At 74.7% G+C, this 24,859-nt stretch carries 19 protein-coding genes; 14 read left to right on the forward strand and 5 right to left on the reverse strand.

All coding sequences use genetic code 11. The annotated features are described in order from the left end of the window. Window positions 1-175: 175 nt before the first annotated feature. The 4 genes from RLT57_RS21610 (at window position 176) to nudC (ending at window position 9,907) form a co-directional block, all read left to right on the forward strand. Window positions 176-3,532: an ATP-dependent helicase gene (locus tag RLT57_RS21610; RefSeq protein WP_311300796.1), complete on the forward strand. Its 3,357-nt coding sequence runs from the start codon at window positions 176-178 to the stop codon at window positions 3,530-3,532. A 190-nt stretch (window positions 3,533-3,722) separates the two neighbouring features. Then, entirely contained in the window at window positions 3,723-7,175 is a 3,453-nt protein-coding gene (locus RLT57_RS21615) for an ATP-dependent DNA helicase (protein WP_311298937.1), read from the forward strand. Between the two features lie 145 nt (window positions 7,176-7,320). Continuing rightward, on the forward strand, window positions 7,321-8,793 hold the full coding sequence (locus RLT57_RS21620) for a M20/M25/M40 family metallo-hydrolase (RefSeq protein WP_311298938.1): 1,473 nt from the start codon (window positions 7,321-7,323) through the stop codon (window positions 8,791-8,793). Window positions 8,794-8,959: 166 nt separating this feature from the next. Continuing rightward, window positions 8,960-9,907 (forward strand): NAD(+) diphosphatase, encoded by a 948-nt coding sequence (nudC, locus tag RLT57_RS21625; RefSeq protein ID WP_311298939.1) that lies wholly within the window; start codon window positions 8,960-8,962, stop codon window positions 9,905-9,907. A 106-nt stretch (window positions 9,908-10,013) separates the two neighbouring features. Here the strand turns inward: nudC and RLT57_RS21630 are convergent, their stop codons facing one another. Continuing rightward, window positions 10,014-10,268, reverse strand: a complete 255-nt coding sequence (locus RLT57_RS21630; protein WP_311298940.1) for a glutaredoxin domain-containing protein — start codon at window positions 10,266-10,268, stop codon at window positions 10,014-10,016. 300 nt (window positions 10,269-10,568) lie between these two features. On the opposite strand from RLT57_RS21630, the gene RLT57_RS21635 reads away from it, so the two are divergent. From RLT57_RS21635 to RLT57_RS21655, 5 genes are all read left to right on the forward strand, one after another. Continuing rightward, window positions 10,569-12,845: an ATP-dependent DNA helicase UvrD2 gene (locus RLT57_RS21635; protein ID WP_399129108.1), complete on the forward strand. Its 2,277-nt coding sequence runs from the start codon at window positions 10,569-10,571 to the stop codon at window positions 12,843-12,845. 137 nt (window positions 12,846-12,982) lie between these two features. Then, the gene (locus RLT57_RS21640) at window positions 12,983-13,345 is read left to right on the forward strand and encodes a hypothetical protein (RefSeq protein WP_311298941.1); all 363 of its coding nucleotides are present in this window, start codon (window positions 12,983-12,985) and stop codon (window positions 13,343-13,345) included. Between the two features lie 194 nt (window positions 13,346-13,539). Then, window positions 13,540-13,860 (forward strand): WhiB family transcriptional regulator, encoded by a 321-nt coding sequence (locus RLT57_RS21645; RefSeq protein ID WP_399129898.1) that lies wholly within the window; start codon window positions 13,540-13,542, stop codon window positions 13,858-13,860. Continuing rightward, the gene (locus RLT57_RS21650; RefSeq protein WP_311298943.1) at window positions 13,857-14,192 is read left to right on the forward strand and encodes a hypothetical protein; all 336 of its coding nucleotides are present in this window, start codon (window positions 13,857-13,859) and stop codon (window positions 14,190-14,192) included. Before RLT57_RS21645 ends, RLT57_RS21650 begins: the two co-directional genes overlap by 4 nt. Before the next feature lie 189 nt (window positions 14,193-14,381). Then, on the forward strand, window positions 14,382-14,582 hold the full coding sequence (locus tag RLT57_RS21655) for a hypothetical protein (RefSeq protein ID WP_311298944.1): 201 nt from the start codon (window positions 14,382-14,384) through the stop codon (window positions 14,580-14,582). Between the two features lie 37 nt (window positions 14,583-14,619). Here the strand turns inward: RLT57_RS21655 and RLT57_RS21660 are convergent, their stop codons facing one another. Next, on the reverse strand, window positions 14,620-15,966 hold the full coding sequence (locus RLT57_RS21660; RefSeq protein ID WP_311298945.1) for an ABC1 kinase family protein: 1,347 nt from the start codon (window positions 15,964-15,966) through the stop codon (window positions 14,620-14,622). Between the two features lie 8 nt (window positions 15,967-15,974). Further along, the gene (locus RLT57_RS21665; RefSeq protein WP_311298946.1) at window positions 15,975-17,132 is read right to left on the reverse strand and encodes a TOMM precursor leader peptide-binding protein; all 1,158 of its coding nucleotides are present in this window, start codon (window positions 17,130-17,132) and stop codon (window positions 15,975-15,977) included. A gap of 230 nt (window positions 17,133-17,362) precedes the next feature. Here RLT57_RS21665 and RLT57_RS21670 point away from each other — a divergent pair, with 230 nt between their 5' ends. The 4 genes from RLT57_RS21670 to RLT57_RS21685 all read left to right on the forward strand — a co-directional run bounded on the left by RLT57_RS21670 (window position 17,363) and on the right by RLT57_RS21685 (window position 21,262). Then, window positions 17,363-17,959, forward strand: a complete 597-nt coding sequence (locus RLT57_RS21670) for a M48 metallopeptidase family protein (protein WP_311298947.1) — start codon at window positions 17,363-17,365, stop codon at window positions 17,957-17,959. Between the two features lie 230 nt (window positions 17,960-18,189). Next, on the forward strand, window positions 18,190-19,788 hold the full coding sequence (locus RLT57_RS21675) for a TerD family protein (protein WP_311298948.1): 1,599 nt from the start codon (window positions 18,190-18,192) through the stop codon (window positions 19,786-19,788). 6 nt (window positions 19,789-19,794) lie between these two features. Next, a complete protein-coding gene (locus RLT57_RS21680) occupies window positions 19,795-20,478 on the forward strand; it encodes an AIM24 family protein (protein WP_311298949.1) in 684 nt (227 codons plus the stop codon). Window positions 20,479-20,494: 16 nt separating this feature from the next. Then, window positions 20,495-21,262 (forward strand): AIM24 family protein, encoded by a 768-nt coding sequence (locus tag RLT57_RS21685; RefSeq protein WP_311298950.1) that lies wholly within the window; start codon window positions 20,495-20,497, stop codon window positions 21,260-21,262. Between the two features lie 277 nt (window positions 21,263-21,539). Here RLT57_RS21685 and RLT57_RS21690 read toward each other — a convergent pair whose 3' ends face one another. Together RLT57_RS21690 and RLT57_RS21695 are read right to left on the reverse strand one after the other, a co-directional pair. Further along, window positions 21,540-22,076: an NUDIX hydrolase gene (locus tag RLT57_RS21690; RefSeq protein WP_311298951.1), complete on the reverse strand. Its 537-nt coding sequence runs from the start codon at window positions 22,074-22,076 to the stop codon at window positions 21,540-21,542. Beyond that, the gene (locus RLT57_RS21695; protein WP_311298952.1) at window positions 22,073-23,584 is read right to left on the reverse strand and encodes a zinc-dependent metalloprotease; all 1,512 of its coding nucleotides are present in this window, start codon (window positions 23,582-23,584) and stop codon (window positions 22,073-22,075) included. The genes RLT57_RS21690 and RLT57_RS21695 overlap by 4 nt, the downstream gene beginning before the upstream one ends. A 129-nt stretch (window positions 23,585-23,713) precedes the next feature. Here RLT57_RS21695 and RLT57_RS21700 point away from each other — a divergent pair, with 129 nt between their 5' ends. Further along, complete coding sequence (locus tag RLT57_RS21700) at window positions 23,714-24,817, forward strand: SDR family oxidoreductase (RefSeq protein WP_311298953.1); 1,104 nt, start codon at window positions 23,714-23,716, stop codon at window positions 24,815-24,817. Window positions 24,818-24,859 lie beyond the last annotated feature (42 nt).

A 24,859-nucleotide genomic window follows, 5' to 3' on the forward strand; every position in this document is an offset into this window, starting at 1 on the left:
CCGATCATGCCCGCGCCCGCCCGTCCGGAGTACCCGAACACACCGCCCGACCACCACGAAACCGGCTGCACACGTGAATCCCTCTTCTCCGTCGACCGCCGCGGCGGCAGGCGCCGTCCTCGACCCGCCGGGCACGCCGTACGCGACGACCCCGGGCGTCGGAGGCTACCGGCTGGTGCGCACGCCGGTGCTGCTCGCCGCGCCCCCTGTGCTGGACGCGTCCCAGCGGGCAGTGGTTGAGCACCCGTGGGGACCGCTGCTGGTCCTGGGCGGACCCGGTACCGGCAAGACGGCGACACTCGTCGAGGCGGTGGCCGCGCGGGTGCGGGCCGGCACCCCGCCCGAGCGGATCCTCGTGCTGACCTTCGACCACCGGGCGGCGCTCGCGCTGCGGGAGCGGATGGCCGCGCGGCTCGGCACCCAAGGGCCCCAGGCGACCACCTTCCCCGCCTTCAGCTACGGCCTGCTGCGGGCCCACCAGCCCGCCGACCGCTACGCCGAACCGCTGCGGCTGCTGTCCGGCCCCGAGCAGGACCTGCTGGTCCGCGAACTGCTCGCCGGACAGGCCGGGCAGGCCCGCGACGGGCGGGCCCACGTGCGCTGGCCGGACGACCTGCGGGCCGCCCTGACCACCCGGGGCTTCGCCGACGAGGTCCGCGCGGTGCTGGCCCGCAGCCGCGAACTCGGCCTCGCGCCGGACGCGCTGCGCGCCTTCGCCGACCGCGCCGGGCGCCCCGACTGGCGGGCGGCGGCGGACTTCCTCGCCGAGTACCTCGACGTCACCGACCTGCAGGGCGTCCTGGACTACACCGAACTGGCGCACCGGGCGGTCCGGCTGCTCCGCCGCCCCGAGGTGCACGCCGAGCAGGCCGCCCGCTACGACGCGGTGTACGTGGACGAGTACCAGGACACCGACCCGGCCCAGGTCCGGCTGCTGCTGGCGCTCGCCGGCGGCGGCCGCACCCTCGTCGCCTTCGGCGACCCCGACCAGTCCGTCTACGCGTTCCGGGGCGCCGACGTCAACGGCATCCTCGACTTCCCCGGGCGGTTCCCGCAGGCCGGCGGCCGGCCCGCGCCCGTCCGGGTGCTCACCGCCGCCCGCCGGGCCGCCCCGCTGCTAGCCGCCGCCCGCCACCTCACCGACCGCATGCCGCCGCCCCGGCTGCCGGCCGCCGCCGCCCGCCCGCACCGGGCGCCCCGGGCGCGGCTCGACGCCCCGGGCGCGGTGGCGGTCCGCACCTATCCGACCCCCGGTGCCGAGATCGACTCCATCGCGGACATTCTGCGCCGCGCCCACCTCGAAGACGGCTTCGCCTGGCGCGACATGGCCGTCCTGGTCCGCTCCGGCACCCCCCTGCCCGCGCTGCGCCGCGCCCTCGCCGCCGCGGGCGTCCCGGTCGACCTCCAGGCCACCGACGCCCCGCTGCACGCCGAGCCCGCCGTCGCCCCCGTGCTGCTGGCGCTGCGGGTCGCGGCGCAGTCGGCGCTGGCCGAACCGCCGGGACCCGCCCGCGCGGCGGCGGCCGACCCGGCGCCGGACGGCACCCCGACGACGGCGGACGGGCCGGGAAAGGCCGCGGGTGGGGGCGCCCGGAGCGCCGACCCGGCGCCCCCGCAGGGGCCCGGAAACGGGCGCGAGGAAGAGCCCCCCGCCCTGAAGCTGACCGTCGAGGACGCCCTGACCCTGCTGGCCTCCCCGCTCGGCGGAATGGACGCCGCAGACCTCAGGCGGCTCGGCCGGGCGCTGCGGGAGGAGGAACGCACCGCGGGGCGGGCCGTGCCGCGCCCCTCCGACGTGCTGATCGCCGAGGCGGTGGCGCGGCCGGAGCTGCTGACCGCGCACGACCCGGCGTACGCCCGCGGCGCCCAGCGGCTGGGCCGGCTGCTGAAGGAGGCACACCGGACGCTGGCGGCCGGCGGCACTGCGGAGGAGGCGCTGTGGGGCCTGTGGACGGGCTCGCCGTGGAGCGCCCGGCTGGAGCGCTCGGCGGTGCGCGGTGGCCCGGCCGGCCGCAACGCCGACCGCGACCTGGACGCGGTGGTCGCGCTGTTCGAGACCGCGGCCCGCGCCGAGGAGCGCACCGGCGGCCGGGGCGCGCTGAACCTGATCGAGGAGCTGTCCGCATTCGACATCGCCGCCGACACCCGGACCGGCGCGGTCGTACGGCCCGGCGCCGTACGGCTGACCACCGCGCACCGCGCCAAGGGCCAGGAATGGCGCCTGGTGGTGGTGGCCGGCGTCCAGGAGGGCGTCTGGCCCGACCTGCGCCGCCGCGGCTCCCTGCTGGAGGCGGACCGGATCGGGACCGACGGCCTCGCGCCGCCGCTCACCCAGGGCGCGCTGCTGGCCGAGGAGCGCAGGCTGTTCTACGTGGCCGCCACCCGGGCCCGCGAACGCCTCCTGGTCACCGCGGTGAAGGCCGCCGCGGACGACGGCGACCAGCCCTCCCGCTTCCTGGCCGAACTCGGCGTCCAGCCGCAGGACATCGCCCACCGCCCGCGCCGCCCGCTGGCCGTGGCCGCGCTGGTGGCCGAACTGCGCGCCACCACCGTGGACCCCGAGTCCTCCCCGGCGCTGCGGGAGGCCGCGGCCCGGCGGCTGGCCCGGCTGGCGGCGCTGACCGACGACGGCCACGCCCTGGTCCCGGCCGCCCACCCGGACCGCTGGTGGGGCCTGTACGAGCCGACCCGCTCCGAGGTGCCGCTGCGCGACCGGGAGCAGCCGGTGGCGCTGTCCGGCAGCGCCCTGGACCAGCTCGCCAACACCTGCTCCCTCCAGTGGTTCCTGGGCCGCGAGGTCAAGGCGGAACCGCCCGCGACCACCGCACAGGGCTTCGGCAACGTCGTGCACGTCCTGGCCGACGAGGTGGCCTCCGGCCGTACCCCCGCCGACCTGGACGTGCTGATGACCCGGTTGGACTCCGTCTGGGACGCGCTCGCCTTCGACGCGCCCTGGAAGTCCCTCCAGGAGAAGGACAACGCCCGCGCCGCCCTGGAGCGCTTCCTGCGCTGGCACGTGATGGAACGCGGCCGGACCGCCGTCGGCACCGAGCACGACTTCGACGTCACCCTCGGCGCGGGCGGGGCCCGTGTGCGTATCCGCGGCAGCATGGACCGGGTGGAGACCGACGCCGGGGGCCAGGCGTACGTCGTGGACTTCAAGACCGGCCGGGCCAGGCCGACCGCCGCCGAGGTCGCCCGCCACCCGCAGCTCGCCGTCTACCAGCTGGCCGTACGGGAAGGGGCCGTCGACTCGCTCTTCGGCGGTGAGCGCCCGCCGGCGGGCGGCGCCGAACTCGTCCAACTGCGGCTCGGGGCCGCCAAGCGGGACGGCGGGGACGCGCTGCCGGTCGTACAGCGGCAGGCGCCCCTGGAGGGCCCGGACGGAAGGTGGGCCGAGGAACTGCTGGCGAAGGCGGCCGGGCGGGTACTGGACGAGCGCTTCACCCCGGCGGCCGGCCAGCACTGCGCGCACTGCGCCTTCCGGGCCAGCTGCACGGCCCGGCCGGAGGGGCGGCACGTCGTGGAGTAGCGCGCGGGGCCGGGCGAACGGCCCGGTCAGCCGCGGGCCGGCCCCGGCCGCCGGCCCGGTCGGCGGGGGCGCGGACCCGGCCGCCCGGCCGGTCCACCGGGCGCGGGGCCCGCCGGTCCGGCGTCCGCGTCCGGCCGGCGCAACCTGGCCCCGCCGCCTGTTGTCGGCCGGGCCGGATAGCCTCACCAGGGTGGCAACCCGCATCACCCGACCCGGGCAGCTGAAAGAGCTGCTGGGGATCCCGTTCACCCCGGAGCAGCTGGCGTGCATCACCGCGCCGCCCGCGCCGGGCGTGATCGTGGCCGGCGCGGGCTCGGGGAAGACCACCGTCATGGCCGCGCGCGTGGTGTGGCTGGCCGGCACCGGGCAGGTGGCGCCCGAGCAGGTACTGGGTCTGACCTTCACCAACAAGGCGGCCGGCGAGCTGTCCGAGCGGGTCCGCAGAGCGCTGGTCCAAGCCGGCGTCACCGACCCCGATCCGCTGCCGCCGGGCCCCGGCGAGGCCGAGCAGCCGCCCGGCGAGGCGCTGATCTCCACCTACCACGCCTTCGCCGGCCGGCTGCTGAAGGACCACGGCATGCGGATCGGCCTGGAACCCACCGCCCGGCTGCTCGCCGACGCCACCCGCTACCAACTCGCCGCCAGGGTGCTCCGCTCGGCGCCCGGCCCCTACCCGGCGCTCACCAAGGGGCTGCCCGCCCTTGTCGCCGACCTGCTCGCGCTGTCCGGCGAACTGTCCGAGCACCTGGTGCCCGCCGAGCGCCTAAGGGCGTACGACACCGGGCTCGCCGCGGAACTGGCCGCCTTCGACCCGGCCGACCGCGGCTTCGCCTGGGTGCGGGACGTGCAGCAGGCGGTCGCCGGCCGCCGCGACCTCGCGGAACTCGCCGCGGCCTACCGGCAGGAGAAGCAGCGCCGGGAACTCCTCGACTTCGGCGACCAGATCGCGCTGTCCGCGGCCCTGGCGCAGGAGCGGCCGGAGGTCGGGGCGATCCTGCGCGAGCAGTACCGGGTGGTCCTGCTCGACGAGTACCAGGACACCTCGGTGGCCCAGCGGCTGCTGCTGGCCGGGCTGTTCGGCGGCGGCACCGGCCACCCGGTCACCGCCGTCGGCGACCCCTGCCAGGCGATCTACGGCTGGCGGGGCGCCTCGGTCGCCAACCTCGACGAGTTCCCGCGGCACTTCCCGTACGCCGACGGGCGCCCGGCCGACCGGTACGCGCTCCAGGAGAACCGGCGCTCCGGCGGCCGGCTGCTGGACCTCGCCAACACCCTGGCCGCCGAGCTGCGGGCCCGGCACGAAGGAGTGCGGGCGCTGCGTCCCGCGCCCGGCGCCGAACGCGAGGGCCAGGTGCGCTGCGCCCTGCTGACCACCCAGGAGGAGGAGACGCGCTGGCTCGCCGACTCCGTCGCCCACCTGGTGGCCACCGGCACGCCGCCCGGCGAGATCGCCGTGCTGTGCCGTACGGCCGGCCGGTTCGCGGAGATCCACGCCGCGCTCGTCGCCCGGGACGTGCCGGTGGAGGTGGTGGGCCTGTCCGGGCTGCTGCACCTGCCCGAGGTCGCCGACCTCGTCGCCACCTGCGAGGTGCTGCACGACCCGACGGCCAACGCCTCGCTGGTCCGGCTGCTGACCGGCCCCCGCTGGCGGATCGGCCCCCGGGACCTGGCCCTGCTCGGCCGCCGCGCCCGGCAGCTCGTGCGGTCGGGGGGCGGCGCGTCCGGGAACGCGGATCCGCTGGCGGCGGCCGTCGAGGGCACCGACCCGGCCGAGGTGGTCTCGCTGGCCGACGCGCTGGAGACGTTCCTCGACGCCGAGCCGGGGGACGAGCTGCCGTTCTCCGCCGAGGCCCGGGTCCGGTTCGCCCGGCTGGCCGCCGAGACCAGGGAGCTGCGGCGGGCGCTCGCCGACCCGCTGATGGACGTCCTGCACCGGGTGCTGGCCGCCACCGGTCTCGACGTGGAGCTGTCCGCGTCCCCGCACGCGCTGGCTGCCCGGCGCCGGGAGACCCTGCACTCCTTCCTCGACGTCGCCGCCGGATTCGCCGCCCTGGACGGCGAGGCGACCCTGCTGGCCTTCCTCGGCTTCCTGCACACCGCGGTGCAGTACGAGAAGGGCCTGGACAGCTCGCTGCCGGGCGGCGAGAACACCGTCAAGGTGCTCACCGCCCACAAGTCCAAGGGCCTGGAGTGGGACGTCGTGGTCGTGCCCGGCCTGGTCGCCAAGGGCTTCCCGAGCGAGCGGGGCCGCGAACTGTGGCCGGTCAACGCCAAGGTGCTGCCGCACGGCCTGCGCGGCGACGCGGCCACCCTCCCCGACGTACCCGAGTGGACCAAGGCGGGGCTCGACGCCTTCCGCGCCGCCATGAAGGAGCACCAGCGCATCGAGGAGCTCCGCCTCGGCTATGTCACCTTCACCCGGCCGCGCTCCCTGCTGCTGGGCTCGGGCCACTGGTGGGGGCCCACCCAGAAGGCGCGCTTCGGCCCCTCGGCCTTCCTGGAGGCGCTGCGCGAGCACTGCGAGGCGGGCAACGGGGAGATCGACCACTGGGCACCGGAACCGGGCGAGGAGGAGGCGAACCCCGCCCTGGACGCCGTCGCCGAGCGGCCCTGGCCGCTCCCGCTGGACCCGGAGGCTCTGGGCATGCGGCGCCGGGCCGCGAAGTCGGTGCTGGCGCACCTGGACGGACTGCGGGACGCGGGGGTGCCGGGCCCGCGGAGGGCGCGGGATGCACGGGAGACGCAGGAGGCGGCCGGGCCGGCCGGCGGGGAAGCGGGTGCGGTGGGTTCCGCCCCGGCCGCCGGGTCCGCCCCGCAGGAGGGCGAGGGGGCGGCCGCGGCCGCCACTGAGGGCGCGCGGACGGCCGACGGCGCTGCCGGCCGGCAGACCGCGGACGGGACCGCCGGGGTTGACGACGAGGGGGCGGAAGGGCTCGTTCCGGAGGAGGCGCGGCTCGTCGCCGCCTGGGACCGCGACCTGGACGCCCTCGCCGGGGAGCTGCGGCGGGCGCGGGCCACCGTGCGGGACGTACCGCTGCCCGCCTCGCTGACCGCCACCCAGCTGATGCGGCTGGCCGCCGACCCCGACGGCCTGGCCCGCGAGCTGGCCCGGCCGCTGCCGCGCCCGCCGACGCCCGCGATCCGCCGCGGCACCCGCTTCCACGCCTGGGTCGAGTCCCGCTTCGACACCCGCCCGCTCTTCGGCCCCGAGGACCTCCCCGGCGTCGAGCCCGGCGACGACATCGCCGACGAGCACGACCTCACCGCCCTCAAGGACGCCTTCCTCCGCACGCCCTATGCCGACCGGCCCCCGTACCGGGTGGAGGAGCCTTTCCACATCACCCTGGCCGGGCGCCTCATCAGGGGCCGTATCGACGCCGTCTACCGCGACGGCGACGGCTACGACCTGCTGGACTGGAAGACCGGCCGCGACCCGGCGACCGCCGACCCGCTGCAACTCGCCGTCTACCGCCTCGCCTGGGCCGAGCAGCAGGGCGTCCCGCTGGACCGGGTGGGAGCGGCGTTCCTCCACATCCGCACCGGCGAGGTGGTCCGCCCCTCCGGCCTCCCGGACCGGGCCGCCCTGGAACGGCTGCTCGACGGCCCCGGCGTGCGCGACGGCCCCGGCGCCCCGCCGACGTGACGGACGCCCCAGGACGCCGGGCAGGCGTCCCGGGACAGCGCGCGAGGAGGCGGCGCGTCGGGGCCGTCGCGCGGCGTGGCCGGGCCGCCTCCCGCGCCACAGGGCGCCGGTCGGCCGCCCCCGGCGGGCGGTTAGGCTCGTACCCATGAGCCCGACCCCGGACAACGACGTCCCGGACCCCGCGGTGCGGGCGTATCTCGACGCCCACCGCACGGACTTCCTGGACGACCTCGCGGAGTGGCTCCGCATCCCCTCCGTCTCCGCGGACCCCGAACGGGCCGGCGACCTGCTCCGCAGCGCGCAGTGGCTGGCCGCCGCGCTCCGCCGCACCGGCTTCCCGGTCGCCGAGGTCTGGCCGACCTCCGGCGCCCCCGCGGTGTTCGCGCAGTGGCCCAGCGGCGAGCCGGACGCGCCCACCGTCCTGGTCTACGGCCACCACGACGTCCAGCCCGCCGCCCGGTCCGACGGCTGGCGGCACGACCCCTTCGAGCCGGTGGCCAGGGACGGCCGGCTCTACGCCCGCGGCGCCGCCGACGACAAGGGCCAGGTCCTGCTGCACACCCTGGCCCTGCGCGCGCACCTGGCCGCGACCGGTCGCACGGCGCCCGCCGTCAACGTGAAACTGCTCGTCGAAGGCGAGGAGGAGTCCGGCTCGCCGCACTTCACCGAGCTGGTCGGCGCCCGCGCCGAGCGACTGGCCTGCGACACGGTGGTCGTCTCGGACACCGGCATGTGGTCGGAGGACACCCCGACCGTCTGCACCGGGATGCGCGGGCTGGTCGACGGCCGGCTCCTGCTGTACGGGCCCGACCAGGACATCCACTCCGGCTCCTTCGGCGGCGGCGTGCCCAACCCCGCGACCGAGGCGGCCCGGCTGGTCGCGGCCCTGCACGACGAGGACCGCCGGGTCGCCGTCCCCGGCTTCTACGACGGCGTGGTGGAGCTGACCGACCGGGAGCGGGAGCTGTTCGCCGAGCTGCCCTTCGACGAGGCCGCCTGGCTGCGTGCCGCGGCGTCCCACGCCGTCCTCGGCGAGCGCGGCCACACCACCCTGGAACGCGTCTGGGCCCGGCCCACCGCGGAGGTCAACGGCATCCACAGCGGCTACGGCGGCCCCGGCGGCAAGACCGTCATCCCGGCCACCGCCGAGGTGGCGTTCTCCTTCCGGCTGGTGGCGGGCCAGGACACCGCCCGGATCCGGCGGCTCTTCACGGACTGGGTGGCCGAGCGGCTGCCCGCCGGCATCCGGCACCGGCTCGACTTCTGGGGCGGCGGCACCCGGCCGTGCCTGACGCCGCTCGACCATCCCGCGCTGCGCTCGCTGGTACGGGCGATGAGCCGCGCCTTCGGGCAGCCGGTCCGCTTCACCCGGGAGGGCGGCTCGGGGCCGGCCGCGGACCTCCAGGACGTTTTGGGCGCTCCCGTGCTCTTCCTGGGAATTTCCGTGCCGTCCGACGGTTGGCATTCGGTGGACGAGAAGGTGGAGCTGGACCTGCTCTTCAAAGGAGCGGAGACGGCCGCCTATCTGTGGGCGGAGCTGGCCGTGGGCCGGGGTCCGGGTCCGGGTCCGGAGACGGGCGGCGCTTCGGAGCCGGCCGCGGATCCGGAGACGGCGTGAGCGCGGGCGGCGCGAAGCCCGCGGTCCCCGCGGAAGCCGCGCGGTCCGGGGCCGCCGCGCAGGCCGCGGGGTCTGCGGGGTCTGCGCGGCCTGCGGAGACCCCGGAGCCCGGGAAGCTCATGAAGTCCGACAATTCCATGATTTCGACGAGGAGCAGGAAGCAGCCTTGACCGGACGTCTCGACACGACAGCCCAGCCGCTGGCCCTCACCCATGTGGGTGTGGACCGCGCCGCGCACCACCGCCTCGACGAGGCGTGGCTGGCGGCGGCCTGGAGCCACCCCACGACCCGGGTGTTCGTGGTCTCCGGCGGACAGGTGCTGGTCCAGGACAGCGACGACGGCCGCACCGAACTCGTCATGACCCCGGCCTTCGACGCCCCCGAGACCGAGATGCACCGCTACTTCCTGGGCATCGACCGGACCGACGGCGTGCGCTACTTCGCCCTCCAGAAGGACGCGCTGCCCGGCCGGATGGACGAGGAGGCCCGCCCGGCGGGCCTGCGCGAGATCGGCGGCCTCCTCTCGCCCCTCCAGTCCGGCCTGATGGTGCACGCGGTGGCCCTGGAGAACTGGCAGCGCCTGCACCGCTTCTGCTCCCGCTGCGGCGAACGCACCGTCATCGCCGCCGCGGGCCACATCCGCCGCTGCCCGGCCTGCGGCGCCGAGCACTACCCGCGCACCGACCCCGCGGTGATCATGCTGGTCACCGACGAGGAGGACCGCGCGCTGCTCGGCCGGCAGGTCCACTGGCCGGAGGGCCGCTTCTCCACCCTGGCCGGCTTCGTCGAGCCCGGTGAGTCCATCGAGGCCGCGGTACGCCGGGAGGTCCTGGAGGAGGCGGGCATCGTGGTCGGCGAGGTGGAGTACGTCGCCAGCCAGCCCTGGCCGTTCCCGTCCAGCCTGATGCTCGGCTTCATGGCCCGCGCCACCACCTCCGAGATCGACGTCGACGGCGAGGAGATCCACGAGGCCCGCTGGTTCTCCCGCGAGGACCTGCGCGCCGCTTTCGACTCCGGCGAGGTCCTGCCGCCGTTCGGCATCTCCATCGCGGCCCGGCTGATCGAGCTCTGGTACGGCAAGCCGCTGCCCCGGCAGGGCGGCACGCCGCGCTGACCGCGCACGACCAGGCCCCCCGCCCGTGCGGGCGGGGGGCCTGGTGACGCCGCGCCGCGCGGCACGGAGCGCGCTGTACCGGGGGTCCGGCGGCCGGGAAGCGGGGTCAGGCGGCGAGCGCCTGCTTGACCTGGGCGACCGAAGGGTTGGTGAGAGTCGTGGACGTGCCGGCGGGCGACGAGATCAGCAGCGTGGGCACGGTCTGGTTCCCGTCGTTGGCCTCCTCCACGATCTTCGCGGACGCCGGGTCCTCCTCGATGTTGATCTCGGTGTACGCGATGCCCTCGCGGTCCAGCTGGGTCTTGAGCCGACGGCAGAAGCCGCACCAGGAGGTGCTGTACATGGTCACGTTGCCCGACATCGGTGTTCACTCCTCGTTCCGGGAATCTGCTACTGCGTGAACGCGCGGGGCGGTCGGCGCATTCCGGGGTTCGCCGCGGGCGTCGCGCGCAGGGGCCCGTGGCGGGACGCGGGCCGCGGGCCGGCGGCGCGGGGTGCGCCGGGGTGCCGGGGAGCGCGCCGGGTGTGCCGCGCCTGGGTGCGCCGGGGGTGCGCCGGGGCGGCCCCCGGGGCTCCGGACGGGGTCCCTGCCGGAGCCCCGCCGGGAAGCGGCTGTGGACAACTTCTCCGGGCTGTCGGCGCGACCTGGCAGAGTGGCGGGGTGACTGCGACAACCCACCACTCGCTCTTCCCCGCGATGCCCGACTCCGCGGACGCGGTGCTCGACGGCCTGGACCCCGAGCAGCGCGCCGTCGCCACGGCCCTGCACGGGCCGGTGTGCGTGCTGGCCGGGGCCGGTACCGGCAAGACCCGGGCGATCACCCACCGGATCGCCTACGGGGTGCGCGCGGGGATACTGCAACCCTCCACCGTGCTCGCGGTGACCTTCACCGCGCGGGCGGCCGGGGAGATGCGCGGGCGGCTGCGGCAGCTCGGGGCGGGCGGGGTGCAGGCCCGCACCTTCCACTCCGCGGCGCTGCGCCAGCTCCAGTACTTCTGGCCGCGCGCCGTCGGCGGCGAGCTGCCCCGGCTGGTGGAGCGCAAGGTGCAGCTCGTCGCGGAGGCCGGGGCGCGCTGCCGGATCCGCCTGGACCGCAACGAACTCCGGGACGTCACCGGCGAGATCGAGTGGTGCAAGGTCACCCAGACCGTCCCCGAGGAGTACCCGGCCGCCGCCGCGAAGACCGGCCGGGACGTGCCCCGCGACCCCGCCGAGGTGGCCCGTATCTACACCACCTACGAGCAGCTCAAGCGCGACCGCGGGGTGATCGACTTCGAGGACGTGCTGCTGCTCACCGTCGGCGTGCTCCAGGACCGCCCCGACGTGGCCGACGCCGTCCGCTCCCAGTACCAGCACTTCGTGGTGGACGAGTACCAGGACGTCAGCCCGCTCCAGCAGCGGCTGCTGGACCTGTGGCTCGGCGGCCGCAACAACCTCTGCGTGGTCGGCGACGCCTCCCAGACCATCTACTCCTTCACCGGCGCCACCCCCGACTTCCTGCTCGGCTTCCGCGGCCGTCACCCGGACGCCACCGTCGTCAAGCTCGTCCGGGACTACCGCTCCACCCCCCAGGTGGTGGGCCTCGCCAACGGCCTGCTCGGCAAGGCCCGCGGCCAGGCCGCCGCCCACCGGCTCGAACTCGTCTCGCAGCGGGAGAGCGGACCCGAGCCCGCCTACACCGAGTACGCCGACGAGCCGGCGGAGGCCGAGGGCGCCGCCCGCCGGATCAAGCAGCTCATCGACTCCGGGGTGCGGCCCAGCGAGATCGCCGTCCTGTACCGGATCAACGCCCAGTCCGAGGTGTACGAGCAGGCGCTGGCCGACGCCGGGGTCCCCTACCAGCTGCGCGGCGCCGAGCGGTTCTTCGAACGGCCGGAGGTACGGGAGGCGGGCATGCTGCTGCGCGGCGCCGCCCGCGCCTCCGCCGACCCCGACGACGCCGGCCAGACCGTCCCGCAGCAGGTGCGGGACGTGCTCAGCTCGCGCGGCTGGGCCTCGGAACCGCCGGCCGGCTCCGGCGCGGTACGCGACCGGTGGGAATCGCTGGCCGCCCTGGTCCGGCTCTCGGAGGACTTCGCCGCCGCCCGGCCCGCCGCCACGCTCGCGGACTTCGTCGGCGAACTCGACGAGCGCGCCAACGCCCAGCACGCCCCGACCGTCGAAGGCGTCACCCTGGCATCGCTGCACGCCGCCAAGGGCCTGGAGTGGGACGCCGTCTTTCTCGTCGGCCTCACCGAGGGCACCTTGCCCATCACCTACGCCAAGACCGACGAGCAGGTCGAGGAGGAGCGCCGGCTGCTCTATGTGGGCGTCACCCGGGCCCGCTTCCACCTGACCCTGTCCTGGGCGCTGTCCCGCTCTCCCGGCGGGCGCGGCGGCAGGCGCCCCTCCCGCTTCCTGGACGGGCTGCGGCCCGGTTCGGCGCCCCGCGGCGCCCGCGGCACCGCGGCGGGCGGCAGCGGCGGTGCGGAGCGCGGCCAGGGCGGCGGCCGTAAGCGGCGCGGCCCGGTGCAGTGCCGCGTGTGCGGGCGCACGCTGTCGGAGGCCGGCGAGATCAAGCTGATGCGCTGCGAGGACTGCCCCTCCGACCTGGACGAGGGTCTTTACGAACGGCTGCGGGTCTGGCGGGGCGAACAGGCCAAACTGCTCGGGCAGCCCGCCTACTGCGTGTTCACCGACAAGACGCTGCTGGCCATCGCCGAGGTGCAGCCGTCGGACCAAGCGGAACTGACCTCCATCGCCGGTGTCGGCGCCCGCAAGCTCGACAAGTTCGGGGCGGACGTGCTGGCCCTGGTCGCGGGCGCCGAACCCGGCGCCGCTGCGGCCTCCGGAGCATCGGGTGAAGCGGAAGACGCGCAGGCCGGGCCCCCGGCGGAGCCCGCCGCGGCGGGTCTCGCGGCGCCCGCCGGATCCTCCGAAGAAGAAGCCGAAAAATAGTTTGCGCATCCCGCGGAAGTCCCCATAGCCTTCCTGAGCACGAACGGGAACGGCCCTTCCAAGAGTCCGCCCGAGCGTGATGTACTAACCGAGTACGGTTCACCGCCCTTACGAGACGCCGAGAGGAGGCGACCCCGATGATCAGCCTGATGACCACCGCCAAAATGACCGATCGTTCGGTCATCGCCGCCTGCCCGCTCGGCATGTCGCTGCGGGACACCGGTCTGTCCGCCACCTCCCTGGTCATGCCGGCACTGCCCGTGCGTGACCGGAGCGAGCGACCGATCCAGGCGTCCGCGGTAGCGGCGGCAGCGGCACAGGCGTCGGCCTATGCCTTTGCGGCGGCGGCCAACGGCGCCGGCGCCGGTACCGCCAAGGGCGCGAACGCCGCCAATGGACAGGCGCTCAACGGACACGCGTTCACCGAACAGCAGAAGACGCAGCAGCACGGTACGAAGTGGGCCTTCCGCGGGCTCGAACCCTGGAGTGATCCAGCCTGACAGCGCATCAGGTCGGCACCTCAGGGCCGCGGAATCCCAGACCGGGATCCGCGGCCCTTCTGTTTTCTCCAGCCGGCTTCCCGTCCCGCCCGGACAGGAAGCACCGAAGCCCGGCCGACCGGCCGGACCGACAGACGAGGAACGAACCAACCGTGCACATCACCCAGCACGAAACGTCCGGACCCAACCCCGACCTGAGCCACCCTCCCGCCCAGCCTCCCTCGGAGACCACCTTGCTGCCCCTCACCGAACTCGACGACGAGATCGAGCGACTCGGCGTGCCCGTCCCGTGCCGGACCTACGACCCCGAGGTCTTCTTCGCGGAGTCCCCGGCCGACGTCGAGTACGCCAAGTCCCTTTGTCAGACCTGCCCGGTCCGCGAAGCCTGTCTCGCCGGTGCCAAGGACCGCCGCGAACCCTGGGGTGTCTGGGGCGGCGAGCTGTTCATCCAGGGTGTGGTCGTACCCCGCAAGCGGCCCCGCGGTCGCCCGCGCAAGAACGCGGTCGCGGCATGAACACCAGGAAGACCCGGACCCCCGGCACGATCGACCGCCCGCTGACCCACGATCCCAAGAACCACGACCCGAAGAATCAGGCCCCCATGACTCCCACTCCCGGCGACCTCCCCGTCCGCCCCTCCGACACCCTGGCCTCCCAGCAGAACAGGAACCTCGAAATGCAACTCATGCCAGAAGCCCTGGCACGTGCCCGAATGCAACAGCGCCTGCAGGAGGCGGAGAGTGAACGCAGGGCGCTCCACCTGCTCGCCGCCCGCAGACTCCAGCGCCGCGCCGAACGCGCCTCGCTGCGCGCCCGCCGGGCGCTGGCCATGGCCGTCATGCAGTAACGTCCCCGCCGCGGCCCGCCGGATGGAACGCACGGCCGTAACCAGGACGCAGTAAGCCCTCCCCGGCAGTAGCCGGAGCGCTCATACCGCCGCTGACCTCCTACGATCCCCCGGGACCGGTCGAAACCGACCGGTCCCGGGAGTGCGATGCGGTGACATGCCCGGTATGCGCGGAGGTATCGTCGCCCAGTGGATCAGCAGACTTCTCAGACCACGCCCACGACCGCGCCGCCCACGACCACGTGCGCCCGGTGCGGCCACACCGCCGACGGCCTGCCCGTGACCTGGACCTGCTCCGTGGAGAACGGCGGCCGCGTCTACTTCTGTGTCGACTGCGCCCGCCGGCATCTGCGCAGCATCGAGGGGCGGCTCGACTCCGCCTGGTGGTAGCGCACCCCGGCTCGCCCGCGCACCCCGGCTCGCCCGCTCAGCCGGATTTCCCGGCGCCTCCCGCGAAACCGGGCAGCCACTCGCCCAGCTCCTCCCGCAGCCGGACCGTCGCGCCCAGCTGGCACAGCACCCCGATGGTGCTCAGCGTCACCCGGTGGATGAGCAGATACGACGGCGGCAAGTTCAGCTGCTTGCCCAACTGGTGGGCGGGCGAGCGCGGGTCCGCGATCCTGGCCGCCTGCGCCCGCATCCACGCCCGTTCGAAGGTGAACTCCTCGCGCCCGGCCGGCTCGATGATCGGCTGCAGATAGTCCAGCACCGCGTCCGCGTCCAGCACGATGGCCGGCTTCACGAAGCCCTCCTCGCGGAGCAGCGTGTACACCTGCTCCGCGTCCCCGGCCAGCGCCAGCCGCAGTGTCGTGCCGATGGGCAGCGGCAGTCCCTCCGGCAACCGGTCCACCGTGCCGAAGTCCAGCACTCCCAGCCGCCAGCCCGAGGCCGGCCCGTCGTCGGTCAGCAGCCGGAAGTTGCCCGGGTGCGGGTCGGCGTGCAGCAGCCCGGTGCGGGCCGGCCCGGCGAACAGGAAGTGCGCCAGCAGCTGCCCCGCCCGGTCCCGCATCTCCTTGCTGCCGCCCGAGATCACCTCGGACAGCGGCACTCCGTCCATCCACTCGGTGACCAGCACCTGGTCCGCCTGGTGCACCACGTCCGGCACCTCGATGTCCGGGTCGTCGGCGAACTCCGCCGCGTGCGTGTGCTGGGCCTCGGCCTCCAGGCCGTAGTCCAGCTCCTCCGCGACCCGCTCCCGCAACTCCGCCAGCAGCGGCTTGACGTCCATCCCGGGAACGAGCGGGCCGAACAGCCGCGCCACCCGGCCGAGCTGCGCCAGGTCCGACAGCAGCGCAGCCCCGGCCCCCGGGTACTGGACCTTCACCGCCACCCGTCGCCCGTCGCTCCACACCGCCCGGTGCACCTGCCCGATCGACGCGGCCGCCGCCGGGGCGTCCTCGAACTCGGTGAACAGCGAACGCCAGTCCGTGCCCAGCCGCTCCGCCAGCACCTTGTGCACCGAACGGGCCGGCAGCGGCGGCGCCGCCTCCTGCAGCTTGGTCAGCGCCGCCCGGTACGGGCTCGCGACATCCTCCGGCAGCGCCGCCTCGAAGACCGACAGGGCCTGCCCGAACTTCATCGCACCGCCCTTGAGCTCACCGAGCACCTTGAAGAGCTGCTCGGCGGTGCGTTCCTGGAGCTCGGTGGCGACCTCGTCGGCGGGCCGGCCGCCCAGGCGCTTGCCGAGCCCGAGCGTGGCCCGCCCGGCGAATCCCAGAGGGAGCGCCGCAAGCTTCGCGGTGCGGGTCACCGCCTTGCGCGGAAGATCAGACATGCGCCCCCTCATTTCCCATCGGTCACGTGGCCATTGTGCCTCTCCCCGGCTCCGCAGCCGCAGCGCGCGTCCGCCGGCAGGGGACGTACCCGCGACGACAGCCGCCCCAGGGACAGCTCGACCCGCGCTCCCGCGCTCGGCGGCACCCGCCCGTCCAGATACGCCAGTACGTGTGACGCCGCCAGGCCCGCCACCGTCGTGGCCAGCGCGATGTCGCAGGCCGGCACCCCCGGCGGCCGCCCCGATCGGAGCTGCGCCAGCATCCGCGGCCACGCCGGATCCTCCGCCGCCAGCCGCAGCCCCAGGCACTCACCGCACCCGGTCCGCCCCGGCAGCACCAGCGGGCCCACCATGCCCGTGCCCTCCAGCACGCCCGCGTAGAGGTGCGGCACCCCCGCCACCACCAGTCGGCGGGCCTCACCCACCTCGGGCGCGTAGGCGTCGATGCCGTCCCGCGGGGCCAGGACGGTGACGGTCGCGCCCGGCGGTTCCGCCGCGCACGGCCGTCGCGGCTCCGGCGCCCGCGGCCTCCCACCCGCCGTGCGCGGCACCCCCTTCGGTGTCCCGCGCGGCTCCGGCGCCGCCCGGCGGATCGCGCCGCGGCCGGCGGCGTCCCGGCGGTCGCCGATGTGGTCGGCCGGGATGCCGCAGGGGGTGGCGTCCCAGGGCTCCACCCGGCCGGTGTCGATCAGGTCCACCGCACCCACGCCGGCCGCCGACAGCACGGCGGCCAGGGCGGACCCCACCCGTCCGGCGCCGTGGACGCGCACCCGGGACGCCCGCCGGTGCCGTATCCGGGCGGCGGCGCCACCCGGGCCGGGATGGACGACGGAAAGAGCGGCGAGGTCGGGCCGGAGCCGGTCCAGCGCCGGGGCGCGGTGCCGCATGGCGGCGGCCAGCCCCGCGTGACTGCTCGCGTCGTCCAGCACACCGCCGTCCGCGAGCAGGCCGAGCAGCCGCCTGACCCCGTCCGGCCCGATACCGAGGGCGCCCGCGTCCCGGGTCAGGGCGACCGCGCCGCGGGTGCCGTCGAGCAGGTCGAGGAAACCGGCCGCGGCGCCGTCCACCGGTTCCAGCACGACCGCGTGCGCGGGGTCCATTCCGAACTGCACGCTTTCGCGGTCCCGCCAGCACCGCCGCAGCGCGCTCTTCAACATCGGACGCATGATCATTCTCCGTTCCCGGCGACTTCATCGGACCGGCCGCCCGATGGGAAAGCAGCACTCACGCTCCGTGAGCGCGCAATGCCAGAATGCCGAAGTGCGCACGATCCGCCGCGGGGTTATCCACAGACTGTGAGCAATAGTCGTTCAATATGCGTACGAACCGAGGTGATTTCCGGATCAACCGGCCTGGGGGCGGGACTTCCGCCGCGCCCAGCGGGTAACGTCGAGACGTGTCCGCCGATCCAGCGCCCGACCTCGCCAGTCAGCCCACCCGCGGCCTCCGGAGGAGTGGCGCCGGAGCCGTGGAGGTGCGCCGCAGCGCCCGTCGGCGCCGTACGGTCTCCGCCTACCGGGACGGCGACCGCACGGTCGTACTGATCCCGGCGCGGATGTCCGCAGCCGAGGAGCAGCGCTGGGTGGCGGTGATGCTGGAGAAGCTCGCCGCCCAGGAGAGCCGCCGGATGCCCGGCGACGACGAGCTGGCCGCGCGCGCCGAACGCCTGTCCGAGCAGTATCTGCACGGCCGGGCCGTCCCCGACACGGTGCGCTGGGTGACCAACCAGAACTCCCGCTGGGGCTCCTGCACCCCCGCCGAGGCCAGCATCCGCCTGTCGCACCGGCTGCGCGGCATGCCCGAATACGTCATCGACTACGTCCTCCTGCACGAGCTCGCCCACCTGCTGGTACCCGGCCACGGCCCGCTGTTCTGGAAGCTGCTGGAGAGCTATCCGCGCACCGAGCGGGCCCGCGGGTATCTGGAGGGCGTGGACGCGGTGGACCGGCTGCCCGATCCGCAGCGGGACCTGGACGGCACCCGGGGCGAATGACGGCACCGGGGCAATAGCGTGAGGGAATAGCCGCTGCCGGTCCGACCGGTTAGCCTGACGCCACACACCAGGAGCGCGTACCGGCAGTTGTCACCGGCAGTACGCGCGAACGGCCGGCACACATCGCGGACATCGGCACCACGCACACACGACATCGCAAAGCACCACCGCGCACGGCGAACAACGCACAACGCACAAGCGGCATTGAGGGGATGGGGGACGGTCGCACCATGGCCAGGGAATTCCAGCGTGGCCACAAGGCCAAGATCAGCGATCTCACGTCGGGCACGGACCTTTACATCGGCGTGCAGATCGCCGGCCCCGGTCTGACCTTCGACATCAGCTGCTTCGGACTCGACGCCGACGAAAAGCTCTCCGACGACCGGTACTTCATCTTCTTCAACCAGCCGAAGTCGCCGGAGGAGTCCATCCAGCTGCTCGGCGCGCAGTCCGGCGACACCGAGTCCTTCCGGGTCACCCTCGACCGCATCCCGCCCGCCGTGCGGCGGCTGTCGTTCACCGCGACCATCGACGGCGACGGCCGGATGGCGCAGGTGGCTCCCGGCTACCTGCGGATCGTCGCGGGCGGCCAGGAGGTCGCCCGGTACGCCTTCACCGGCGCCGAGTTCAGCACCGAGCGGGCCGTGATGCTCGCCGACATCTACCTCAAGGACGTGTGGCGGTTCGCCGCGGTCGGCCAGGGCTTCGACGGCGGACTCGCCGCGCTGCTGCAGAACTTCGGCGGCGAGGTCGCCGAGGAGGAGCCCGCTCCGCCGCAGGCCGCCCCCGGTTTCGCGCCCCCGCCCGGCGGCCCGACCCCGCAGCCGGCCCCCGGCTTCGGGCCGCCCCCCGGAGCGCCGGCCCCCGCGCCCGCCTTCGGCGCCCCGGCGCCCCCGCCCGCCCCGGCCCCCGGGTTCGGCGCCCCCGCTCAGGGCTTCGCCCCGCCGCCCGGCGCGCCCGCACCCAATGTGCACCAGGCGCCCACCATGGTCGCGCCCGTCGCCCCGCCGGGTGCACCCCCCTTCGGCCAGGTCCCGGCGCCCGGCGCGCCGCCGTTCGGCCAGGTCCCGCCGCCCACCGCCCCGCCCGGCGCACCCGCCGGATACGGTCAGCCGCCCGGCCCCGGCTTCGGCGCCGCACCGGCCGCCCCCATCCCCACCCGGGGCGCGGGCCTGGCCGCCGCCATGCAGAAGTACAAGGAACTGCCCACCGGCCAGCGCTGGGCACTGCAGAACCCGAAGATGGTCCGCGCCGACCTCAGCCAGGGCGGCGGCCAGCCCGTACTGGCCCGCCAGGGCTCCATGATCCTCTACCAGGGCAAGGTCGACTTCAGCTACAAGGGCGCCGGCTTCAAGGGCCGCGTCATCGGCAACATGACCGGCCAGGAGATGCAGCTGATGCGCTGCACCGGCGCCGGCCAGGTCTTCTACGCCGACAACGCCGCCTATCTGCACCCCATCGAGCTGCAGGGCGACGCCATCTGCGTCTCCGCCGAGAACGTCCTCGCCTTCGACGAGAGCCTCCAGCACGAGGTGCGCCGGATCGAGGGCCACGGCATCCCCGGCGGCGCCCTGTTCACCATGCAGTTCCAGGGCACCGGCACGGTGATCGTCAAGACCCACGGCACACCGGTCGTCCTGCCGGTCACCCCCACCACCTACGCCGACAGCAATGCCGTCGTCGCCTGGTCCTCCGCCGCACAGGTGATCGTCTCCAGCCAGGTGCGGCTGCGCCGGACCGCGTACCCCGGACACAGCGGCGAGACCGTGAACCTCCAGTTCCGCGGCGCGCCCGGCAACTTCATCATCGTCCAGCCCTACGAGGTGTGACCCGCAATGGACCAGCAGATGATCGCGGGTCACGCACCCACACCGGTCACCGCCCGCATGGAGAACCACGGCTCCTCCATGCTCAAGGTCGCGATGCAGACCGGCCACGACCTGTACGCCCGCAGCGGCTCGATGGTCGCCTACGAGGGCTTCGTGCAGTACGAGCCCAACCCGCCCGCCGTACGGCAGATGGCGTCGGCGTGGCTCACCGGTGAGAGCACGCCCATCATGAAGTGCAGCGGCGACGGCCTGCTCTACCTGGCCGACTACGGCGCCGACGTGGTGGTGCTCAACCTCAACAACGAGTCGGTGTCCGTCAACGGCACCAACCTGCTCGCCTTCGACGCCCATCTGACCTGGGGCGTCGAGCGGGTCAAGGGCCTGGCCAAGTTCGCCGGACAGGGCCTGTTCAACGTCGGGGTGAGCGGCGCCGGCTGGGTCGCCATCACCTCCCGCGGCACCCCGATCGTGGTCGACTGCGGCTCCGGCGCCGACGAGACCTACGTCGACCCGGACGCGCTCGTCGCCTGGTCGTCGGGCCTGAAGATGAAGGCCAAGCGCAGCATGAAGGCCGGGTCGCTGATCGGGCGCGGCAGCGGCGAGGCGTTCCAGATCGCCTTCTCCGGACAGGGCTTCGTGGTCGTACAGCCGAGCGAGGACAGTACCGACCGGCTCCGGTTCCGGGGCTGAGGGGGAGCGACACATCATGCAGAGCCCGCTTTTCGCCTACACCGAGGTCCAGAACCAGGACCACTACAGCCTGCAGAACTCCTACCTGCTGCGGGTCCGGCTGGACAGCAACGTCGGCCCCGACTGCCTGGCCCGCAAGGGCTCGATGGTCGCCTACCAGGGCCTGGTCGAGTTCGACGGCGAGTGGCAGCCGCGCCACCTGCGCGGCGCCCGCCGGATGACCGGGGAGGGCCTGGACCTGATGCGCTGCTCCGGTCAGGGCACCGTCTACCTCGCCAACCTCGCCCAGCAGATCCACATCCTGGACTGCGACCACGACGGACTGACCGTGGACAGCGCCTACGTCCTCGCGCTCGACTCCGGGCTGCACTACGACGTCATCGCGGTGGACAGCCAGTTCGGCCTGTCCGGCACCGGCCAGTACAACCTCAACATCTCCGGCAGCGGCAAGGTCGCCCTGATGACCTCGGGCAAGCCGCTGATGATGCCGGTCACTCCGGACAAGTACGTGTCCTGCGACGCGGACGCGGTGGTCGCCTGGTCCAGCAGCCTGCGGGTCCAGATGCAGGCGCAGACCAGCAGCTCGTCGGTGTTCCGCCGGCGCGGCAACACCGGGGAGGGCTGGGAGCTGAACTTCGTCGGCCAGGGGTACGTCCTGGTCCAGCCCAGCGAGCTGATGCCACCGCAGAACATGTCACTCGCCGGTGGTCTGCGCGCTCAGTACGGTCTGGGCGGCCAAGGCGCCCACGGCCAGAACCCGGGCAACATCTGGTCCAACCGCTAGGGTCTGTCGGGTGGATCTCCGCGGCGTCGTGGGGTACGGCACGCACACCTTGCTGCGTTCCCGCCGGTCGGCGGCACACTACGCCGCCTCCCTCCCCGGCCTTGCGGCCGCACGCACCGGACCCCGCTCCGCCACCCACGGAGATCCACACGACAGACCCCGTGGCCCGGGACCTGCGTCCCGGGTCCCGCTCCCGCGACGGTGGACGCTCCGACACGGCGCCCCGGTGATCCGGGGCGCCGTGTCGGTGTCCTGGGGTAGTCACCCGCGCCGGCCGCTACGACGGGAGCAGCGTCAAAGTCCGGTCCAGCAGCGCCCGCACCGAGCCGTCGGCGACCTCGTGGACCTTCTCGTACGGGAACCAGCGCAGGTCCAGCGACTCGTCGCTGATCGACGCCACCGCGCCCTCGGGCGCCAGCGCCGCGTACTGCACGTCCAGGTGCCAGGCGCACGGCGTCAGGTGCCGGTCGAGCCGGACCGGGTCCGGCCGCAGCAGCCGCAGCCCCTCGATACCGGACTCCTCGGCACCCTCCCGCAGCGCGGCGCCGGACAGGGCGGCGTCCTCGGGTTCGCAGTGCCCGCCCATCTGGAGCCACATCCGCAGCTTGGCGTGCAGCGTCAGCAGGACCCGCTCCCGCGGCGGGTCGATCACCAGGACGCTGCCGGTGATGTGCCCCGCCTTGCAGGGCTTCCACATGCCGTCGGGATGGGCGGCCAGGTGCGCCAGATACGCCCCGCGCAGGGCCTCCTGGCCTGTGTCGGGCGCGCGCCAGCCGTCAAGGACGCCCACCGCGTCCGCGTGCAGACCGCTCACTTCCCGGTGTCGCCGTCCTCGTCGCCCTTGTCGTCCTTCTCCGGGGAGCCGGGGTCCGCTTCGGGGGCCGGACCGGATGCTCCGGGGGAGTCCGCGGCGCCGGGGGCGCCGGGGGCTCCGCCACTCGGGCCGCCCTCACCCGCAGGACCGCTTGCCGCCTCGCCGAGCAGCTTGTCCAGCTCGGAGAAGTCGACCGATTCCCCGTGCACGAACCCGTCCGGGTCGTCCAGATCGGCCGCCGTCGGCAGCATGTCCGGGTGCGCCCACAGGCCGTCCCGGCCCTCCAGACCGCGGGCGTCGGTCAGCGAGGCCCACAGCCGGGAGGCGTCCCGCAGCCGCCGCGGCCGCAGCTCCAGGCCGATCAGCGTCGCGAAGGTCTGCTCGGCCGGCCCGCCGGTCGCCCGGCGGCGGCGCAGCATCTCGCGCAGCGCGCCCGCCGACGGGAGGTGCGGGGCCGCCGCCGTGTGCACCACCGCGTCCACCCAGCCCTCGACCAGCGCCAGCGCCGTCTCCAGCCGGGCCAGCGCGGCCTTCTGCGCCGGGGTGTCCTCGGGCTGGAACATCCCCTGCTGCAACGCCTCCTGAAGCTGCTCCGGCTGCGACGGGTCGAGCTGCCCGACGGCCTCTTCCAGGCGGGCGGTGTCGACCTTGATACCCCGGGCGTAGCCCTCGACCGCGCCGAACAGATGCGCCCGCAGCCACGGCACATGCGCGAAGAGCCGCTGGTGGGCGGCCTCGCGCAGCGCCAGGTAGAGGCGGACCTCCTCCTGCGGGACGCCCAGGCCGTCACCGAAGGCCGCCACGTTCGCCGGCAGCAGCGCCGCCTTGCCGGCCGGACCCAGCGGCAGACCCACGTCGGTGGAGCCGACCACCTCACCGGCCAGGGTGCCCAGCGCCTGCCCGATCTGCGAGCCGAACATCGCGCCGCCCATGGACCGCATCATGCCGAGCAGCGGCCCGGTCATGGCCTGCATCTCCTGCGGCAGTACGTCGCCCATCGCGCCCGCCACCCGTTCGGCGACCGGGTCGACGAGCTCCTTCCACACCGGCAGCGTCGCCTCGACCCACTCCGCGCGGCTCCAGGCCACGGCGGTGTTCGCCCCGGAGGGCAGCGAGGTCACGCCGTCCAGCCACAGGTCGGCCAGGCGCAGGGCCTCCTGGACCCAGTCCCGGTCCGCGCGGCCCACGCTCACGTCCTTCACCCCGTCGGGGGTGCCCTGCGCAACCGTCTGCCGGGCGATGTCCTTGGCCATCTCCCAGTTCACCGGACCGCCCTCATAGGAGAGCATCTGGCCGAGCTGCTGGAACGCGGCGCCCAGGTCGTTGGGGTTCAGCGAGCCGAACATCGCCGCGAAGGGGTTGTCGCCGCCGCCGGGGCCGCCGAAGCCGAAGGGACCGGGCGGATTGCCGCCCTGCCCGCCGCCGCCCCGGCCGCCGCCCTGACGCTGCTCGTCCCCGTCCCCGGGCTCCTCGGGAGGCACGCCGAATCCGAATGGGATGTCACTCACGGGATTCCTCGGCTCTGTGTCGTGATGGGCAGTGTGGTGTGGACGGTGTGATGGGCCGTACCTCCAGCCTAGACACCTGTCCGGCAGGATGGCGGAGTACGTAACTGAGACAACCGTGGGAGACACCCGGTGAGTTCCCCAGAAGGACACGTTCGCCCAGAGCGGAGCGCAGGCCGGGCCGCCGCGGGACCGGTCGTCGCGATCACCGGTGCGGCCTCCGGCGTCGGCCTCGCGCTGGCCTTGCGGCTTGTGGCGTCAGACCAGGTCAGGAAGGTCGTGGCGATCGACGAGCGGCGCGGCGAGGTGCCCGGCGCGAGCTGGCGGGTGCTCGACGTCCGGGACCCGGCGATCGCGGACAAGCTGCGCGGCGCCGACGTGGTGGTCCACCTCGCGCTCGACCTCGACCTGGAGTCCGACGCGAAGGCCCGCACCGCGTTCAACGTACGCGGCACCCAGACCGTGCTGACCGCGGCCGCCGCGGCCGGTGTGCACCGGGTGGTGCTGTGCACCTCGGCGATGGTCTACGGGGCGCAGGCCGACAACGACGTGCCGCTCGCCGAGGACGCGCCGCTGCGCGCCACCTCGGAGGCGGGCTTCGTGGACGACCTGCTGGAGATCGAGCGGCTCGGCCGCCGCGCCCCGCGCGCCCACCCCGGCCTCAACGTGACGGTGCTGCGGCCCGCGATCCTCGTCGGCGGCACCGACACCGCGTTGACCCGCTACTTCGAGTCCCCCCGGCTGCTGGTGGTGGCCGGCAGCCGGCCCTGCTGGCAGTTCTGCCACGTCCAGGACCTGGTCTCCGCGCTGGAGTACGCGGTGCTGGAGAAGGTCGACGGCGAGATGGCGGTGGGCTGCGACGGCTGGCTGGAGCAGGAGGAGGTCGAGGAGCTGTCCGGTATCCGCCGGATGGAGCTGCCGGCCGCGATCGCCTTCGGCGCCGCCTCCCGGCTGCACCGGCTCGGCCTGACCCCCTCGCCGCCCGGCGACCTCGCCTACACCATGCATCCCTGGGTGGTCAGCGGCAGCCGGCTGCACGAAGCCGGCTGGCGGCCCCGCTGGAACAACGAGGAGGTGCTGGCCGAACTGCTGGAGGAGGTCGCGGGCCGCAACTCCGTGGCCGGCCGCCGCCTCGGCCGCAAGGACGCCACCGCGCTGGGCGCCGCGGGCGCCACCGTCGCGCTGGTCGGCGCGGCTGCCGCGGTCCGCCGGGCCCGCAGGCGGCGCGGGCTGTGACCGGCGCGCCGGACCGCCCCGACCGGTCCGGCGCCGGTCCGC

This window comes from Streptomyces sp. ITFR-21 (assembly GCF_031844685.1).
In the GTDB taxonomy this organism is placed as follows: domain Bacteria; phylum Actinomycetota; class Actinomycetes; order Streptomycetales; family Streptomycetaceae; genus Actinacidiphila.